12 protein-coding genes are annotated in these 18,269 nt (G+C 66.9%); 3 read left to right on the top strand and 9 right to left on the bottom strand.

The annotated features are described in order from the left end of the window. Nucleotides 1-49: 49 nt before the first annotated feature. From ACFTZB_RS27575 to ACFTZB_RS27560, 4 genes are all read right to left on the bottom strand, one after another. Nucleotides 50-1,579 carry a DHA2 family efflux MFS transporter permease subunit gene (locus ACFTZB_RS27575; protein ID WP_378436046.1) on the bottom strand — a complete coding sequence of 510 codons (1,530 nt, stop codon included), beginning with the start codon at nucleotides 1,577-1,579 and terminating at the stop codon, nucleotides 50-52. Further along, nucleotides 1,576-2,046 (bottom strand): MarR family winged helix-turn-helix transcriptional regulator, encoded by a 471-nt coding sequence (locus ACFTZB_RS27570; protein ID WP_378436044.1) that lies wholly within the window; start codon nucleotides 2,044-2,046, stop codon nucleotides 1,576-1,578. The genes ACFTZB_RS27575 and ACFTZB_RS27570 overlap by 4 nt, the downstream gene beginning before the upstream one ends. A 107-nt stretch (nucleotides 2,047-2,153) precedes the next feature. Further along, nucleotides 2,154-2,330 carry a hypothetical protein gene (locus ACFTZB_RS27565; RefSeq protein ID WP_378436042.1) on the bottom strand — a complete coding sequence of 59 codons (177 nt, stop codon included), beginning with the start codon at nucleotides 2,328-2,330 and terminating at the stop codon, nucleotides 2,154-2,156. Nucleotides 2,331-2,367: 37 nt separating this feature from the next. After that, nucleotides 2,368-4,029 (bottom strand): FAD-dependent oxidoreductase, encoded by a 1,662-nt coding sequence (locus tag ACFTZB_RS27560; RefSeq protein WP_378436040.1) that lies wholly within the window; start codon nucleotides 4,027-4,029, stop codon nucleotides 2,368-2,370. Between the two features lie 152 nt (nucleotides 4,030-4,181). Between ACFTZB_RS27560 and ACFTZB_RS27555 the strand changes: the two genes are divergently transcribed. Next, nucleotides 4,182-4,961, top strand: a complete 780-nt coding sequence (locus tag ACFTZB_RS27555; protein WP_378436038.1) for an acyl-[acyl-carrier-protein] thioesterase — start codon at nucleotides 4,182-4,184, stop codon at nucleotides 4,959-4,961. A 27-nt stretch (nucleotides 4,962-4,988) separates the two neighbouring features. Then, nucleotides 4,989-5,501 carry a SixA phosphatase family protein gene (locus tag ACFTZB_RS27550; RefSeq protein ID WP_378436036.1) on the top strand — a complete coding sequence of 171 codons (513 nt, stop codon included), beginning with the start codon at nucleotides 4,989-4,991 and terminating at the stop codon, nucleotides 5,499-5,501. Between the two features lie 5 nt (nucleotides 5,502-5,506). On the opposite strand, the gene ACFTZB_RS27545 is transcribed toward ACFTZB_RS27550, so the two are convergent. From ACFTZB_RS27545 to ACFTZB_RS27530, 4 genes are all read right to left on the bottom strand, one after another. Then, nucleotides 5,507-5,707 (bottom strand): hypothetical protein, encoded by a 201-nt coding sequence (locus ACFTZB_RS27545; RefSeq protein ID WP_043826362.1) that lies wholly within the window; start codon nucleotides 5,705-5,707, stop codon nucleotides 5,507-5,509. Between the two features lie 98 nt (nucleotides 5,708-5,805). Then, the gene (locus ACFTZB_RS27540; RefSeq protein ID WP_378436034.1) at nucleotides 5,806-7,038 is read right to left on the bottom strand and encodes a M23 family metallopeptidase; all 1,233 of its coding nucleotides are present in this window, start codon (nucleotides 7,036-7,038) and stop codon (nucleotides 5,806-5,808) included. Between the two features lie 165 nt (nucleotides 7,039-7,203). Continuing rightward, a complete protein-coding gene (locus ACFTZB_RS27535) occupies nucleotides 7,204-11,160 on the bottom strand; it encodes a DNA-directed RNA polymerase subunit beta' (protein WP_276136186.1) in 3,957 nt (1,318 codons plus the stop codon). Between the two features lie 118 nt (nucleotides 11,161-11,278). After that, nucleotides 11,279-14,785, bottom strand: coding sequence for a DNA-directed RNA polymerase subunit beta (locus ACFTZB_RS27530; protein ID WP_012688855.1), 3,507 nt, complete (start codon nucleotides 14,783-14,785; stop codon nucleotides 11,279-11,281). 410 nt (nucleotides 14,786-15,195) lie between these two features. Here ACFTZB_RS27530 and ACFTZB_RS27525 point away from each other — a divergent pair, with 410 nt between their 5' ends. Beyond that, complete coding sequence (locus tag ACFTZB_RS27525; protein WP_378436031.1) at nucleotides 15,196-17,358, top strand: MMPL family transporter; 2,163 nt, start codon at nucleotides 15,196-15,198, stop codon at nucleotides 17,356-17,358. Between the two features lie 109 nt (nucleotides 17,359-17,467). On the opposite strand, the gene ACFTZB_RS27520 is transcribed toward ACFTZB_RS27525, so the two are convergent. Next, nucleotides 17,468-18,269: hypothetical protein (locus ACFTZB_RS27520; RefSeq protein ID WP_378436029.1), on the bottom strand; the 802-nt coding region annotated here is incomplete at its 5' end.

The following is an 18,269-nucleotide window of genomic DNA, read 5'->3' as shown; positions in this document are numbered from 1 at the left end:
GCGCAGTGCGCTTGCCGCCCTCGGCGACGTTCGCTCGGGACGAGCCCGATCAGTGCATCATGACCGTCGGGGCACCTTCCGCCTCGAGATGCGGGTTGACCGACTTCTTCCGCGGCAGCATGAACGCCGGGATGAGCGTCAACGCGATCAGCACGGTGGCGACCAGGAACGTGTTGCCGAACGCGTCGGCGGCCTGGCTCAGCACCTGGTCCACCATTCCGGGAGGCTCCTGTGCGGCGACCTCGGGCACGTGCTGCATCGCGACCGTCTGACTGTCGAGACCGCGATCGAGCAACTGGTTGGTGAGGACCACCGACATGACGGCGGTACCGATCGAACCCGCGGTCTGCTGGACGATGTTCATCAGCGTGGAACCGCGCGCGACCTGCTCGTTCGACAGTGTCACGATCGCCGCGGTCATCAGCGGCATCATGGTGCAGCCCATGCCCATGCCCATCACGAACAGCGCACCCATCAGCAGCCAGGTCGGCGAATCCGCCGCCACCTGCGTGAAGACGCCCAGGCCGATGAGGATCAGCGGCAGACCCGTCAGCACGATCTTGCCGGGGCCCATCTTGTCGACGAGTCGTCCGGCCACCGGCATCGTCAGCATCGCGCCGATACCCTGCGGAGCCATCAGCAGGCCGGCCGCGAGCGTGGTGTGCCCGCCGACCTGGATGAAGTAGCTCGGGAACAGCAGACCGGCACCCATGAACGCGACGATGAACAGCGAAGTCGTGATGACCGCGACCGACAGCTGCCGGTTCTTGAACAGGTGCAGGTCGATGAGCGGGTGGTCCTTGCGCAGCGCGTGGACGATGAATGCGACGATCAGGACCAGGCCGATCGCACCGGGCGCCAGCACGCGGGCCGAGGCGACGGTGCCCACCTCCGGGATGGACGACACACCGAACAGGAACAGCGCCAGACCCGGCGACAGCAGCAGCATGCCGAGGAAGTCGAAGGACTCGGACGGCGAGGCCTGGTCGGACGGCAGGATGATGAACGCGGCGGCCAGGGCGATGATGCCGATGGGAAGGTTGATCAGGAAGATCCAGTGCCAGCTCGCCGCCTCGATCAGCCAGCCGCCGAGGATCGGGCCACCGATGGGGCCGAGCAGCATGGGGATACCGAGAACGGCCATGACCCGGCCGACGCGGTCGGGGCCCGCCGCCTTCGTCATGATCGTCATGCCGAGCGGCATCAACATGCCGCCGCCGAGCCCCTGCAGGACGCGGAAGCCGATGAGCGACGTGATGTCCCACGCGAAACTACACAGCACCGAGCCGAGCACGAACAGCACGAGGGCCGTCATGTAGAGGCGTTTGGTGCCGAAGCGGTCGGCCGCCCACCCGGTGACGGGGATGACGGTCGCCAGGGCGAGGGTGTACGCGGTCATCGTCCACGCGACGGTGGCGTACGAGGTGTCGAACTCGGTGGCGAACGTCGGCAGCGCGACGCTGACGACGGTCACGTCGAGGATCGACATGATGGCACCGAGCACCACCACGGACGCGATCTTGAGGACCGTGCCGTCGAGCTTGTCGGGCGCCGCGTTCGCGGCGGTCGGCGATGTCATCCGAATATCTCCTGGTTGAGTTCTCGCAGGGACTCCCCCGCGAGGATCGGTCGTAGTGCCTCGATCAGCCGAGTCCGCTCGCTCTCCGGAACCCGCCATGCGAACCGTCGCAACTGATCACGCTTGCATTCGATGTGCTGGTTGGCGACCTTATGCCCGGCCTCCGACAGGGAGACCCGTTTGACCCGCCGATCCCGCTCGTCCTCCCGGCGGACCACGAGACCCAGCTTCACGAGCTGATCGACGTTTCGACCCGCCGCGGCAACCGAGAGCCGCAACCGCTCGGCCACTTCGTTGATCGGAAGCGGCTCACCGTGCTGAGCCAGCGCGAAGAGCATGCGCACCTGCGAAAACGTGAGGTCCAGCTCGATGAGGTTGTCCATCGACTCCGACTCCCCCGCACTCAACAGCTGGGTGAAGAAGTCGTTGAGTAGTTCGAAGAGAAGATCAGGAGAATTGTCGGGCACCCTCGAATGCTAGCGCTCATGCAACTATTGCCCAAGAGCAACTAAGGCGCAACCGAATAAATGGTGTCAGGTATCACAGTCCCCGGCAGCGACCACGACCTGCGGGTTCAGTCCTGGACGAGCACCGCATTGTCCAGCACGAGGCCGGCCTGGGCCAGCACCCGGACGGCCTCATCGAATGCGTCGCCGCCGGCACCCGGCATCCCGGATCGAATCCGCTTCCGCCGACACCACGACACCAGGGACTTCGGGCCCGTCAGCTCCGTCACCACCACTGCGCGCATGCTCGAAACACTAGATGCGCAGGGGTGGCGGGAGGCGTCAACGAGCGAACAGTCGCTTCCGTCGACGGGCGACGGTCACCATCTCGACCGTGTCGGTCATCTTCACGCGCGGCCGGGCCGATCCTGCCGCGCGCGATGTCTCCGCCTTGTCGATCGCGCGCCAGCCGGCGAAGCCGATCTGCTCGGGCTGGCGCCGCTCGACGAGCTTCTTCACGTCCTTGCGGGTGCCGACCGTGCCGAGGAGTTTGCCGGCCTCGAAATCCGCGAGCAGCGAGGACACGGTCTCCTTGGCGCACGCCTTGTTGGTACCGATGACGCCGCTGGGACCGCGCTTGATCCACCCGGTGACATACACCCGGTCGGTGACCCGGCCGTCCTCGTTGGGGATCACGCCGCGCTTGTCGTCGAAGGCGACGCCGCCGACGGGATTGCCGCGGTACCCGATGGAGCGCAGCACGAGCGAGGTGTCGAGCGAACCCTCGGCGCCGCGGGCGCGGGCGGACAGCGCGCCGGATTCGTCGACCACCAGTTCGTTGCGCCCGTAGCGCAGGGCCTCGGCCTTGCCGGTGCCGGTGACCTCGATCGGCGACGTCAGGTAGCGGAACACGATGCGTTTGTGACCGGGGCGGGGCGCGCGCTGCGCGAACTCCCGCGCCAGCCGGACCTTCATCGCGGTCGCCGGATCGTCCAGCAGCGCCGCGCTGGCCGGGTCGAGGTCGAGGTCGGCGTCATCGATGACGAGGTCCACGTTCTCGAGGTCACCGAGCGCCAGGAACTCCGGGTTGCTGTACGCGGCCTGAGCCGGCCCACGCCGGCCGAGGAGCACGACCTCCTCGATGTTGCTGCGCCGCAGCGCGGCGAGGGCGTGATCGGCGATGTCCGTCCGCTCCAGCTCCTCGACGTTCATCGTGAGGATGCGGGCCACGTCGAGCGCGACGTTGCCGTTGCCGACGATCACCGCGCGCTTGGCGGACAGGTCGAACGTACGCCCCGCGTAGTCCGGGTGGCCGTTGTACCAGGCCACGAACTCCGTGGCGGCGTGCACGCCGGGGAGATCCTCACCCGGGATTCCCAGCCGCCGGTCGCTCGACGCCCCGACGGCGTAGATGACGGCGTGGTGATTCTCCAGCAGCTCGTCGTGGGTGACGTGCTTGCCGACCTCGACGTTGAGGTGGAACTCGAAGTTCGGCCGGTCGAGACTCCATTCGAACATCCGGGTCACCTCTTTGGTGCCGGGATGGTCGGGCGCGACGCCGGCGCGGACGAGTCCCCACGGGGTCGGCAGCTTCTCGAACATCTCGACCTCGACGTCCGAACGTTCGAGCAGTTCACCCGCGGCGTAGCAGGCGGCCGGACCGGCGCCGACGACCGCGACCCGCAGCGTGCCCAGGTCGCGCCGCGGCGGGGTCGCGGGTGTGAGCGGGATCCACCCGGTCGGCATGGGGTTGGTCGTGTAGTACTCGGCGTTGATGTCCTTGTAGCGGGTGAGCGAGCCGAGGAGCTTGTCTTCGGGGAAGATCGCGTCGACCGGACAGGCATCGACGCAGGCCCCGCAGTCGATGCAGGTTTCCGGGTCGATGTGCAGCATCTCGGTCTGCGCGAATTCCCGTTCCTCCGGCGTCGGATGGATGCAGTTCACGGGGCATGCGGAGACGCAGCTCGCGTCGTTGCAGCACGCCTGGGTGATGACATATGCCATTGCGGTTTCCTCACACCTGTCCGGACCGTCGAACTCGTTTATGTTACACGTAGTAACAGTTATATGAACTGTACTGAGAATCGCGTCCGCAAACAAGCACCGGCGCCGGATGGAAGAATCAGGGCCCCGTCCACGAGCGAAGGAACCGCACCTTGGCACTCGACCGACCCCTTGCCGCCCCGCCCTCACGCGGCCGCTTCTTCGAGACGTCCTGGCCGGTCCGCACCGGCGACATCGACGCCGCCAAACGACTCCGCCTCGACGGCATCGCGCGCTACCTGCAGGATGCCGGTCTGGACAACCTCGACGCGGTCGACGCCGCCGACAGCCACCCCCTGTGGATCGTCCGGCGCACCGTCATCGACGTCCTGCGGCCCGCCGTGTGGCCCGAACGCGTGCACCTCCGGCGCTGGTGCTCGGCACTGTCGACCCGCTGGACGAACATGCGGGTGCAGATCCAGGGTGAGGCCGGCGCGCTGATCGAGACCGAAGGGTTCTGGATCCACATCAGCGGGGAAACGGGCATGCCCACCCGCATCGACGACGGGTTCATCGAACGCCTCGGGGAGTCCGCCGAGGAACACCGGCTGAAGTGGAAGCGGTGGCTCGTCGAGAATGCCCCCGCCGCCGACGAGGACGGGATCGAGGACAGCGAGTTCGTCCTGCGCCGCACCGACATCGACCCCTTCGACCACGTCAACAACGCCGTCTACTGGCAGGCGGTCGAGGAACTGCTCGCCGACCACGAGCATCCCGGCGGCGGCCGACTGGTCGACAATCCTCACCGCGCGGTGCTCGAATACCTCGCGCCCATCGTGTCGACCGACAGGATCGTCCTGCGCAGGCGCCGGGACGACACGTCGCTGACCGTGTGGTTCCTGGTCGACGACGCGCTGCGGGCGGTGGCCCACGTCGGGCCGCTCACCCCCTGATCAGGCGGGGGGAGCTAACGTCTCACCATGGCCTCGCACAGCCCGTCGCGGAACCGCACGCTGATCCTCATGCGCCACGGCAAGTCGGCGTACCCGGAGGGGGTCGCGGATCACGAGCGGCCGCTGGCGCCGCGCGGGCGCACGCAGGCGGGGCTGGCCGGCGAGTGGCTGCGGTCCACTCAGCCGCCGATCGACGCGGTGCTGTGCTCGACGTCGCGGCGGACCCGGGAAACGCTGGAGGCGACCCGGGTCGGCGCTCCCGCCCGGTTCGCCGAGGAACTCTACGGCGCGTACCCGTCGGAGGTGCTGACGGAAATCGTGCGGATCGAGCCGTCGGTGCGCACCCTGCTGGTGGTCGGGCACGCCCCCGGGATGCCGTCCACGGCGCTGGATCTGGCGGGCAATCCCGACACCGGGGATGCCAACCTGATGCGGGAGAAGTTCCCGACGTCCGCGCTCGCCGTCCTCACGGTGCCGTGCGAGTGGGACGAACTCACGTCGAGCGCGGCGTCCCTCGCCACGTTCCACGTTCCGCGGTAACGGCCTCAGAACAGCTTCCGGCCGACGACGGCGACGACACCGAGGATCAGGACCAGCACCAGCGCGGACCAGAATCCGAACAGCCACCAGACCACGCCGAAGACGACCAGCGCCGGCGCGACGGTGATGAGTGCGATCGTGGGGCTCTCCCGCACGACTTCGAGTGCCGACTCGGCCTTCACGCGATCGATCTTCTTCTCGGACATCTCGTCTCCGTTCAGCGAACCACGCATATCGGACAGGTGATGTCGAGGATAGTCGTCACGGGGCGAGTGCCGGTTGGTGCTCCGGCGCCGCTCGACGGCTAGCTGCCCGGGAACGTGACGACGTCGAGGTACAGCGGCATTTCGTCGGAACGCGATCCGGTCTGCGCCCCCGCTTCGTCGACCACCGGGGCGCCGGCGGTCGCGGCGGCCACGAGACTCTCCCCCGTCACCCGACCGTCGAGGTCGAAGTTCTCGAACTCGAACGGAATGCCGTTCGACGCCAGGAAGTCCGGCCCGTCCATCACATGGAAGTGCAGGTGCGGCGCGTCGGTGTTTCCGCTGTTGCCGAGCAACCCGATCTGCTCGCCCGCCCGCAGGTTCTGGCCGACGCTGATGTTGTCCACGCTTCCGGGCTGCAGGTGCGCGTAGAACGCGAATCGACCGTCCCCGATCGCTTGCACGACGTGGTTTCCGCCGTACTGGTCGAGCGGCAGTCCCTGCGGACTGGCCCCCGGAACCTGTTCGGACAGATCGCCCACGACGGCGATGATCTCGCCGTCCGACACGGCGCGGACCGGCGCGCCGTAGTACTCGTAGCTCGACAGCTGCTTCTGGTCGCCGGTGTAGATGCGACCCTGCTCGTCGAGCTGGACGAAATCGATGGCGAATCGCTCGGCCGCCAGCATCCGGCCGTTGATCGGCAGCACGGCGGCGCGGTGCGAGGTGACCGTGCAGCAGCCGGTGCCGTCGAGCCACCGCGGACCGTCGAGCGGCGAGCGGCTCCGGACGGCCTCGCGGGTGTCGACGTCCGTGTCCGCGACGTTCTCGGCGAGTTGCTTCGGCACGAGCGACGTCGCCTGCGGGAAGTCGACATTCACGACGTGGTCGAGGCTGCGCGGCACGTCGTCGGGACTGTCGAGGGTCGCGTCGATCCACACCAGCCCCTGCTGTCCGGGGGCGAGGACGTTGCCTGCCTTCGGACCGCCGCCGAGCGCCTGGAACCACGGTGTCAGCGCATCACCGCTCAGGTCCACCAGCGTGCGGCCGTCACCTTTCACCTGCAGCGACGTGATCGTCGCCGGCTGCGAACCGGTGTTCGTCAACCGCAGTTCGTAGGCGAGGTGCACGCGGCCGTCACTGCCTGTCACGGGGATCGGTGCGGCCACCACGTCCGCGACCACCGGAGTGATCACCGTGGGGGTATCGGACGAGGCCGGCGCCGCGGACGACGTCGCCTCGCTCTGCTGGGTGTCCGAGGCCGTGCAGGAGGTCGCGACTCCCACGACGGCGGCAAGTGCGAGCGCGACGGCGAACCTCGACCGGGCCATCATTCGACGCTAGCAACGGCGAACATCCGCCGACAAGGCTCGACACGGTTGTCGGCAGTGGAAACGGATGAAGGCCCCACCCCCGAAGAGAGAGGGGTGGGGCCTTCGTCCGTTGGTGAGTGCTCGGCGAGTCCGGGGACTCGTCAACCACTCACGGGCGCGGAGCGCCTACCGGTAATCGTTGCTGAAACCGTAATCGTCCAGCGGCACCGCGGCACCGGTGTTCTGGCCGAAGCCGTCCGGGCTGTAGTACTGGTCGTCGTACGACGGAACCGCGTACGCAGCAGCGCGGGCCTCTTCGGTCGGCTGAACCTGGATGTTGCGGTAACGGTTGATACCGGTACCGGCAGGGATCAGCTTTCCGATGATCACGTTCTCCTTCAGACCGATCAGCTTGTCGCTGCGGCAGTTGATCGCCGCATCGGTCAGCACGCGAGTGGTCTCCTGGAACGACGCCGCGGACAGCCACGAGTCGGTCGCCAGCGATGCCTTGGTGATACCCATCAGCACCGGACGTCCAGCTGCCGGCTCGCCACCCTCGGCGACGACCCGGCGGTTGGCCGCCTCGAAGTCGGCACGCTCGGTCAGCGAACCGGGCAGGAACTCCGTCGCACCCGAGTCGATGATCGTGACGCGACGCAGCATCTGGCGCACGATGACCTCGATGTGCTTGTCGTGGATCGACACACCCTGGCTCCGGTACACCTCCTGGACCTCGTTGACGAGGTGGATCTGCACCTGACGGGGGCCCATGACACGCAGCACCTCGTGCGGATCGGCAGCACCTTCCATGAGCTGCTGACCGACCTCGACGTGGTCACCGTCGGCCAGAAGGCGTTCGGTGCCGTCGTCGTGCTTGAAGACACGCAGACGCTGACGCTTCGAGAGCTTGTCGTAGACCACTTCTTCGCCACCGTCGTCCGGGACGATGGTGATCTTGTAGAAGCGGTCGCCGTCCTCGAGCTGCACACGGCCGCTGACGTCGGCGATCGGGGCCTTGCCCTTGGGGACGCGGGCCTCGAACAGCTCCTGAACACGCGGCAGACCACCGGTGATGTCGTCTCCGGCGACACCACCCTGGTGGAACGTACGCATGGTCAGCTGAGTACCGGGCTCACCGATGGACTGCGCGGCGACGATACCGACGGCCTCACCGATGTCGACGAGCTTGCCGGTGGCCATGGAGCGGCCGTAGCAGGTGGCGCAGACGCCGGTGCCGGTGGTGCAGGTGAGCACCGAACGGACCTTGACCTGCGTGATGCCTGCCTCGAGCAGCGCGTCGATGGCCGGGTCGCCCAGGTCGTGTCCACGCTCGACGATGACGTTGCCGTTCTCGTCGACCGCGTCGGCGGCCAGGGTGCGGGCGTACGTGCTCGTCTCCACGTGGGCGTCGCGGATCATCGATCCGTCGGCCTGCTTCTCGGCGATCGTGGTGACGATGCCGCGCTCGGTTCCACAGTCGACCTCGCGGACGATGACGTCCTGCGAGACGTCCACCAGACGACGGGTCAGGTAACCCGAGTCGGCGGTGCGGAGCGCGGTGTCGGCCAGACCCTTACGGGCACCGTGCGTGTTGATGAAGTACTCGAGAACGGTCAGGCCTTCCTTGAAGGAAGACTTGATCGGACGCGGGATGAACTCACCCTTCGGGTTGGTCACCAGACCCTTCATGCCGGCGAGCGAGCGAACCTGAGTCATGTTGCCGGCGGCGCCGGACTTCACGATCATCGGGATCGGGTTGTCGTCGGGGAAGTGCGCCTCCATGGCCTTACCGACCTCGTCGGTGGCCTCGGACCAGATCTTGACCAGGGCGCTGTTGCGCTCGGTCTTGTTCAGAGCACCACGCTGGTACTTCTTCTCGATCTGATCGGCCTGAGCCTCGAAGGACTCCATGATCTGAGCCTTCTCCGGCGGCACGAGGACGTCGGAGATCGAGACCGTGACACCCGAACGCGTGGCCCAGTAGAAACCGGCGTCCTTCAGCTTGTCGACGGTCTGCGCGACCACGATCATGGGGTAACGCTCGGCGAGATCGTTGATGATCGTCGCCTGACGCTTCTTCGGCATCTGCTCGTTGACGAACGGGTAGTCCGCGGGGAGCAGCTCGTTGAAGAGCACGCGACCCAGCGTCGTCTCCGCCGTCCAGCCGTCACCGTAGTTCCAGCCCTCGGGGAACAGGTCCGCCTCGATGTCACGGGGCGGGCGCTGCTGTGTGAGCCGCACCTTGATCTTCGCCTGCACGACCAGCGCACCGCGATCGACGGCCATCTGAGCCTCGGCGGGCGAGGAGTACACGCCCTGCTCCGCCTCGTCACCGGTCGACGCCGCGAGCTCGCCGGTGGCACCCTCGTCCAACCGGGTCAGGTGGTACAGACCGGTGACCATGTCCAGACGGGGCATGGCGAGCGGTCGACCCGACGCGGGCGACAGGATGTTGTTCGACGACAGCATCAGGATGCGTGCCTCGGCCTGCGCCTCCGCGGACAGCGGAAGGTGCACGGCCATCTGGTCACCGTCGAAGTCGGCGTTGAAGGCCTCACACACCAGCGGGTGGAGCTGAATGGCCTTGCCCTCGACCAGCTGCGGCTCGAAGGCCTGGATGCCCAGACGGTGCAGCGTCGGTGCACGGTTCAGCAGCACGGGGTGCTCGGCGATGACCTCTTCGAGGACGTCCCACACCTGCGCGCGCTGACGTTCCACCATGCGCTTGGCGGACTTGATGTTCTGCGCGTGGTTCAGGTCGACCAGGCGCTTCATCACGAACGGCTTGAACAGCTCGAGAGCCATCAGCTTCGGCAGCCCGCACTGGTGCAGCTTGAGCTGCGGGCCGACGACGATGACGGAACGACCCGAGTAGTCGACGCGCTTACCGAGCAGGTTCTGACGGAAACGACCCTGCTTGCCCTTGAGCAGGTCGCTCAGGGACTTCAGCGGGCGGTTACCGGGACCCGTGACGGGGCGGCCGCGACGGCCGTTGTCGAACAACGCGTCCACGGACTCCTGCAGCATCCGCTTCTCGTTGTTGACGATGATCTCGGGGGCACCGAGGTCGATCAGTCGCTTGAGGCGGTTGTTGCGGTTGATGACGCGGCGGTACAGGTCGTTCAGGTCGGAGGTGGCGAAGCGGCCACCGTCGAGCTGAACCATCGGACGCAGCTCCGGCGGGATCACCGGGACGGCGTTGAGAACCATGCCCATGGGCGAGTTCTGGTTGGCCTGGAAGGCAGCGACGACCTTGAGACGCTTCAGCGCGCGGAGCTTCTTCTGCCCCTTGCCGCTGCGGATGGTCTCGCGGAGGTTCTCGGCCTCGGCGTCGATGTCGAAGCTCTCCATGAGCTTCTGGATCGACTCGGCACCCATGGCGCCCGTGAAGTACTCGCCGTAGCGATCGACGAGCTCGCGGTACAGCAGTTCGTCGACGATGAGCTGCTTGACGCTGAGCTTGGTGAACGTGGTCCAGATCTCGTCGAGACGATCCAGCTCGCGCTGCGCGCGGTCACGGAGCTGACGCATCTCGCGCTCGCCGCCGTCCTTGACCTTGCGGCGGACGTCGGACTTGGCGCCCTCCGCCTCCAGCTCGGCGATGTCGGCTTCGAGCTTCTGAGCGCGGGCCTCGAGGTCGGCGTCGCGCTGATCGGCGACGGTCTTCTTCTCGACCTGCATCTCGGCTTCGAGCGTGGACAGCTCGTTGTGACGCAGTTCCTCGTCGACACCGACGATGACGTACGCGGCGAAGTAGATGATCTTCTCGAGATCCTTCGGCGCCAGGTCGAGCAGGTAGCCGAGACGGCTGGGCACGCCCTTGAAGTACCAGATGTGGGTGACCGGGGCAGCCAGTTCGATGTGACCCATGCGCTCACGGCGAACCTTGGCGCGGGTCACCTCGACGCCGCAGCGTTCACAGATGATGCCCTTGAAGCGGACACGCTTGTACTTGCCGCAGTAGCACTCCCAGTCCCGGGTGGGGCCGAAGATCTTCTCGCAGAAGAGGCCGTCCTTCTCGGGCTTGAGCGTGCGGTAGTTGATGGTCTCCGGCTTCTTGACCTCGCCGTAGGACCAATTGCGGATGTCCTCTGCACTGGCGAGGCCAATGCGGAGTTCATCGAAGAAGTTGACGTCGAGCACGTAACTTCCTTTCCCCAGAGGGATTGTGGATCAACGGTCGCCCGCCGATTCCTGACTGCCAATTCAAATGTGAACTACGCCCCCGGGTCACGGATTTCCGTGATCCGGGGACCGAAAACTAGTTCGCGAGGTCGTCGACCGTCGCCGCCTCGTTCCGGGACAGGTTGATGCCCAGGTTCGCTGCGGCCCGCTCCAGGTCCTCGTCGTCGCCGTCCGCCATCGCGATGGCCGCGCCGTCCGAGGACAGCACCTCCACGTTGAGGCAGAGCGACTGGAGCTCCTTCAGGAGCACCTTGAACGACTCGGGGATACCCGGCTCGGGGATGTTCTCGCCCTTGACGATGGCCTCGTACACCTTGACTCGACCCACCACGTCGTCGGACTTGATAGTGAGCAGTTCCTGCAGCGTGTATGCCGCGCCGTAGGCCTGCATCGCCCAGCACTCCATCTCACCGAAGCGCTGGCCACCGAACTGGGCCTTACCGCCGAGCGGCTGCTGGGTGATCATCGAGTACGGACCGGTCGACCGAGCGTGGATCTTGTCGTCGACCAGGTGGTGCAGCTTGATGATGTACATGTAGCCGACCGAGACCGGGTACGGGAACGGCTCGCCGGAACGGCCGTCGAACAACGTGGCCTTTCCGTCGGACGCGACCATGACCTCGCCGTCGCGGTTCGGCAGCGTCGAACCGAGGAGACCGGTGAGCTCGTCTTCCTTGGCGCCGTCGAACACGGGGGTGGCGATGTTGGAGTCGGAAGGTGCCGACAGCATCTCCTCCGGCAACTGCTCCGCCCAATCGGGCCGGGAGCCGTCGCCGGCGATCTGAACGTTCCAGCCGGTCTTGCCGATCCACCCGAGGTGGGTCTCCAAGATCTGACCGATGTTCATACGACGCGGAACACCGTGGGTGTTCAGGATGATGTCGATCGGCGTGCCGTCGGGCAGGAACGGCATGTCCTCCTGCGGGAGGATCTTGCCGATGACGCCCTTGTTGCCGTGGCGGCCGGCGAGCTTGTCGCCGTCCTGGATCTTGCGCTTCTGTGCCACGTAGACGCGGACCAGCTCGTTGACACCGGGGGGCAGATCGTCGTCGTCGTCGCGCGAGAACACGCGGATGCCGATGACCTTGCCGGTCTCACCGTGGGGAACCTTCAGCGACGTGTCGCGAACCTCGCGGGCCTTCTCACCGAAGATGGCGCGCAGCAGGCGCTCCTCCGGGGTCAGCTCGGTCTCGCCCTTCGGCGTGACCTTTCCGACCAGCACGTCGCCGTCACGAACCTCGGCACCGATACGGATGATGCCGCGCTCGTCGAGATCGGCGAGGACCTCGTCGGAGACGTTCGGGATGTCGCGAGTGATCTCCTCGGCACCGAGCTTGGTGTCGCGGGCATCGATCTCGTGCTCCTCGATGTGGATCGAGGTGAGGACGTCCTCTTCCACGAGGCGCTGCGACAGGATGATCGCGTCCTCGTAGTTGTGGCCTTCCCACGGCATGATCGCGACGAGCAGGTTCTTGCCGAGCGCCATCTCACCGTTCTCGGTGCAGGGGCCGTCGGCGAGGACCTGTCCGGACTCGACACGCTGTCCCTCGTCCACGATCGGACGCTGGTTGGCGCAGGTGCCCTGGTTGGAACGCGCGAACTTGCGCATCCGGTACGTCTTGCGGCTGCCGTCGTCGGCCATGACCGTGACGTAGTCGGCGGAGACCTCTTCGACGACACCGGTCTTCTCGGTGACGATGACGTCGCCCGCGTCGACGGCGGCACGCAACTCCATGCCGGTGCCGACCAGCGGGGCCTCGCTGCGAACGAGCGGCACCGCCTGACGCTGCATGTTCGCGCCCATCAGGGCACGGTTGGCGTCGTCGTGCTCGAGGAACGGGATCATCGCGGTGGCGACGGACACCATCTGCCGCGGCGAGACGTCCATGTAGTCGATCTCGGCGGACGAGACGAACTCGACCTCGCCGCCCTTACGACGGACCAGAATGCGATCGTCGGTGAAGTGACCGTTGGCGTCGACAGCAGAGTTGGCCTGCGCGACGACGTGGCGGTCCTCTTCGTCCGCGGTCAGGTAGTCGACCTGGTCGGTGACCTGGCCGCCCTCGACCTTGCGGTACGGCGTCTCGATGAATCCGAACGGGTTGACCCGTGCGTACACCGACAGCGAACCGATCAGACCGATGTTCGGACCTTCCGGGGTCTCGATCGGGCACATGCGGCCGTAGTGCGACGGGTGAACGTCTCGCACCTCGAGGCCGGCACGTTCACGGGACAGACCACCCGGGCCGAGGGCGGACAGACGACGCTTGTGCGTCAGCCCCGACAGCGGGTTGTTCTGGTCCATGAACTGCGACAGCTGGGACGTTCCGAAGAACTCCTTGATCGCAGCCACGACGGGCCGGATGTTGATCAGCGTCTGCGGCGTGATCGCCTCGACGTCCTGGGTGGTCATGCGCTCACGGACCACGCGCTCCATGCGGGACAGGCCCACGCGGATCTGGTTCTGGATGAGCTCACCGACCGTGCGCAGACGACGGTTGCCGAAGTGGTCGATGTCGTCGACCTCGACGGGCACCGCGACGCCGCCGGGGGCGGTCATCTCGGTGTCACCGGCGTGCAAGCGCACCAGGTACTCGATGGTGGCGACGATGTCTTCCTCGGTGAGGGTCGACGCGACGATCGGCTGCCCGGTGTTCAGGCCCAGCTTCTTGTTGATCTTGTAGCGGCCCACGCGAGCCAGGTCGTAGCGCTTGTCCTTGAAGAACAGGTTCTCCAGGAGCGTCTGGGCGCTCTCCTTGGTCGGCGGCTCGCCCGGACGCAGCTTGCGGTAGATGTCGAGCAGCGCCTCGTCGGTGCCTGCGGTGTTGTCCTTCTCGAGGGTCGCCATGAGGATCTCCGAGAAGCCGAAGCGCTCGGCGATCTGCTCGGTGGTCCAGCCGAGGGCCTTCAGCAGCACGGTGACGGGCTGGCGGCGCTTGCGGTCGATGCGGACGCCGACCGTGTCGCGCTTGTCCACGTCGAACTCGAGCCATGCACCACGGCCCGGGATGACCTTGACGCTGTGCAGGTCCTTCTCGGTGCCCTTGTCGACGGAGTGGTCGAAGTAGACGCCGGGGGAACGCACCAGCTGCGAGACCACGACACGCTCGGTGCCGTTGATGATGAACGTGCCCTTGTCGGTCATCATCGGGAAGTCGCCCATGAAGACCGTCTGGCTCTTGATCTCACCGGTGTTGTTGTTGATGAACTCCGCGGTGACGAACAAAGGCGCCGCGTAGGTCATGTCCTTGTCTTTGCACTCGTCCGTCGAGGCCTTCACCTCGTCGAAGCGCGGGTCCGAGAAGGACAGAGACATCGAGCCCGAGAAATCCTCGATCGGGGAAAGCTCCGCGAGAATGTCCTCGAGACCGCCGGAGATTGCGCTGTCGCCACGAGCGGCGGCGCGTTCGCGCCAGCTCTGCGCACCGATCAACCACTCGAACGAATCGGTTTGTAGATCAAGAAGCCCGGGAACTTCGAGGGGTTCGCGAATCTTTGCGAACGAAACCCTCTTCGGGGCTCCGGGGATTCCGGAAACTGCCTTGGTCTGGCTAGAGACTGCCAAGATGCGTCCTTCCAGCACCTCACGCGGGCCGCTCTTGCTGTTGCGACCGCCGCTGTATCTGCTTCGAATTTCGCTGGTCACAACCCGAACGAAACTCGTCACAGTTGCTGAAGAGTGAATCACTTCGCAGCGGTACGGACGAGAGGTGGACAGGAGGCAGCCAGCGCAACGTCCAAAAGTACACCCAAACTCAGTAGATGTCGAGTCGGGCACCCGAAACAGCACCCAGCCGGGCGCTCGGCCACGCGTCACTGCGCATGTTCACGCATCAGAGTGACGCGTGATCATCGCGGCGTCAAGAGTCTGAGGGCGTGTCGTGTCGTTTCGCGAGGCCCGCGGCCCGTTCCCGGCGCCCCTTTCCAGCCGTCGGCGGGCGGTGAACAATATGCGCACGCGATCGCCGTCGATTTCTCGAGGGAAGCAGAGCCGTGACGCGCTGGAGTTCATTCGTCGTCGCCCGACCGAAGCTGGTTCTCGCCGCCACCGTGCTGCTGGTGCTGCTCGGCGGAGCGTGGGGTTCGGGGGTGTTCGACCGGCTGAGCCTCGGCGGGTACACCGACCCGGGCAGCGAGTCCGCGCGTGTCGAGCGGCTGATCGAGGGGGCGTTCGGCAGGCAGACCCCCGACTTGGCGGTGACCTACCACGCCCGTCCGGGTTCGACGATCGACGACCTCGGCCCCGAAGTGTCCGCCCACCTCGCGCGGATCGACCCCGGCGTGCTCGCCGGCACTCCCCTGTCGTACTGGTCCGCGCCGCCGCAGGCGAAGGAGTTCCTGCGGTCCACGGACGGCACCGAGGGACTCGTGGTGCTGTCGCTGAGCGGCGACGAGAACACCCGGATCTCCGCATACCACGACCTCCGGCCGCTGCTGGTCATCGACGGCACGGCCGCCGAGTTCAGCGGTTTCAGCGCCGCCGCCAACGCGTTCAACGAGGTGTCCGAGAGCGACCTGCTGCGGGCCGAGGCGGTGTCGTTCCCGATCCTGCTGCTCCTGCTGCTCGTCATCTTCGGTGGCCTCGTCGGCGCGGCGGTACCGCTGTGCGTCGGCGGTCTCGCGATCCTCGGCGCCCTCGGCGCCCTGCGGGTGATCTCGTACTTCACCGAGGTCAGCGCATTCTCGGTGAACATCGCCAGCCTCGTCGGGCTGGGCATGTCGATCGACTACGGACTGTTCGTGGTGACCCGGTTCCGCGAGGAGCTGCGGTCCGGCGCCGGCACCGACGACGCCGTCCGCCGGACGCTCGCCACCGCGGGCCGGACCGTGGGGTTCTCCGCGCTCCTGCTGGTGTGCGGTTTCGTGGGCATGCTGGTGTTTCCCCAGGCGATCGTCCGGTCGTTCGCCTACGGCGGGATGGCGGCCATCGCGATCGCCGCGGTGCTGACGCTGTCGGCGCTGCCCGCCGCCCTCGCACTGCTCGGGCCCCGCATCAACTCGCTGACCTGGCGACGGGGAGTGGTCGAGCGCGGCGAGGACCGGGCGCACCGATTCTGGGGCGGCGTCGCCGCGCGGGTGATGCAGCGGCCCGTCCCGATCGCGACGGCGATCGTCGCGGCGCTACTCGTGCTCGCCGCGCCCCTGACAGGCGCGTCGCTCGGCGATCTCGATCACACGGGACTGCCGGTGGGGCACCCGCTGCGGGTCGCCGTCGACGATCTCGCCGCCGATTTTCCGCTCGCCAACAACGGGGCGACGCTCGTGCTGCAGGGCAGCGACGGCAAGGCGCCGCCGCCGGCCGCCACGGCAGAGTTCTTCGCAGCGACGGCCGCGGTCGACGGCGTCCAGCGGGTGGTCCCGGTCGGCGCCACCGACACGTTCGTCGCCATCCGGGCCGTCTTCGACGACGCGGACCGGACCGCGGGGGCGATGGCGACGGCCGCTGCCCTGCGCACCCTCCCCACCCCGGACGGCACCGAGAAGATGCTGGGCGGGTTGAACGCCCTCACCGCCGACGGACTGGACGCGATGGGCGCCCGGTTGCCGTGGATGATCGGGATCATGGTGGCCGTCACCTTCGTGCTGATGCTGCTCGCGTTCCGGTCCGTGGTGCTACCCCTGAAGGCGATCGCGATGGCCACCCTCAGCCTCGCCGCCTCGTTCGGTGTGCTCACGTGGATCTTCGAGGACGGTCACGGGGCCGAGTTCCTCGGGGTGACGCCGGGGCCGCTGCCCGCGACGATGGTGGTCCTCATCATCGCGGTGGTGTTCGGGCTCTCCACCGACTACGAGATCTTCCTGATGTCGCGGATGGTCGAGGCCCACGACGCGGGCGCGTCGACGGAGGAGGCCGTGCGGATCGGCACGGCGCACACCGGGCGCATCGTGACGGCGGCCGCCGCGCTGCTGATCGTCGTCACCGGAGCGTTCACACTCTCGGAACTGACGATGATGCGGTTCATCGGTCTCGGGATGATCGTCGCGCTCGTCATCGACGCCACCGTCATCCGCATGATGCTGGTGCCCGCGCTGGTGAAGTTGATGGGCGAGGCCAACTGGTGGGCGCCGGGATTCCTGGCCCGGAAGCCGGCCAACCCCGGATCGACCGCGGGATCGAAACCGTCACCACAGCAAGGGATCCCCATACAATCCTGAACATCATCCGGTCCGGGGAATCGATTCACTCCGCCGGAGAACCGAATTCAGGCGTCCCGCCCGCTGCGCACTCGAATTCCGTTCCGGTTCAACCCCTTCCGGGTGTCGATCAGCCCTCGCTGTCGGAGATGTCGGACAGCACCCATTTGCCGTCGATCTTCTCCATCTTGATCGACAGCGGGGTGGCGGCACTGCCCTGAGCGACGGCGTCACCGGTGGCGCTGACGTTCATGTGCGCGAGGAGTTCGGCGCGGTCGCCGTCGAGCACCGTGACCCCGATGTCGGTGACGGACGCCTGGGTGGCCGTCTTGGTCTGGATGGCAGCCTGCTTGGTGGTGTCGGCGGTCGAGTCGAACTCTTCCCGCTTGGCGTCGTCGAGGTAGCCGCGCGCCTTGTCGAAGTCCTGATCGATCGTCTCGTAGCTGTAGGTGTACAGCGTCTCGATCGCCTCGGTGCCCGCCTTCGTCACCTCGGCGGTCGCGCCCGCGTCGACCCACGCCGTGTTCGAGATGTCCGCCCCGGGTGTGATCGCCGCGACGGCCGCGAACACACCGAGCCCCACCGCCACCGCTCCGAGGATCCCGACGAGCTTCCAGGTGATGCGGCCGGTCCCACCGTCGGTGTCGGTCGCGGTCGCGGCGACGGCGGGCGCCTGCTGCTTGCTCATGCGCGGCTGAAGATTGGCAACCTTCGCCTTGCCCGCCTGCGCGGCCTTCGCCGTCTCGGTGGCGGTGGTAGAGGCCGCCACCGCGGTCGTCTCGGCCTTCTCGGCCGGTTCCACCTTCTTCACCAGATCCGGCTTCTTCACCGTGTCCGGCTTTGTCACCGGTTCCGTCTTGTCGACCGGGGTGTCCGATCGGGGAGGCTTCGACGTTGTCTGACGGGTCCCCGCTACGCGCGGACGCCTGCCC

Origin of the sequence: Rhodococcus sp. NPDC057014 (genome assembly GCF_042673295.1) — a bacterium.
In the GTDB taxonomy this organism is placed as follows: domain Bacteria; phylum Actinomycetota; class Actinomycetes; order Mycobacteriales; family Mycobacteriaceae; genus Rhodococcus_F.
This window is presented reverse-complemented; position numbering and strand designations above follow the sequence as displayed.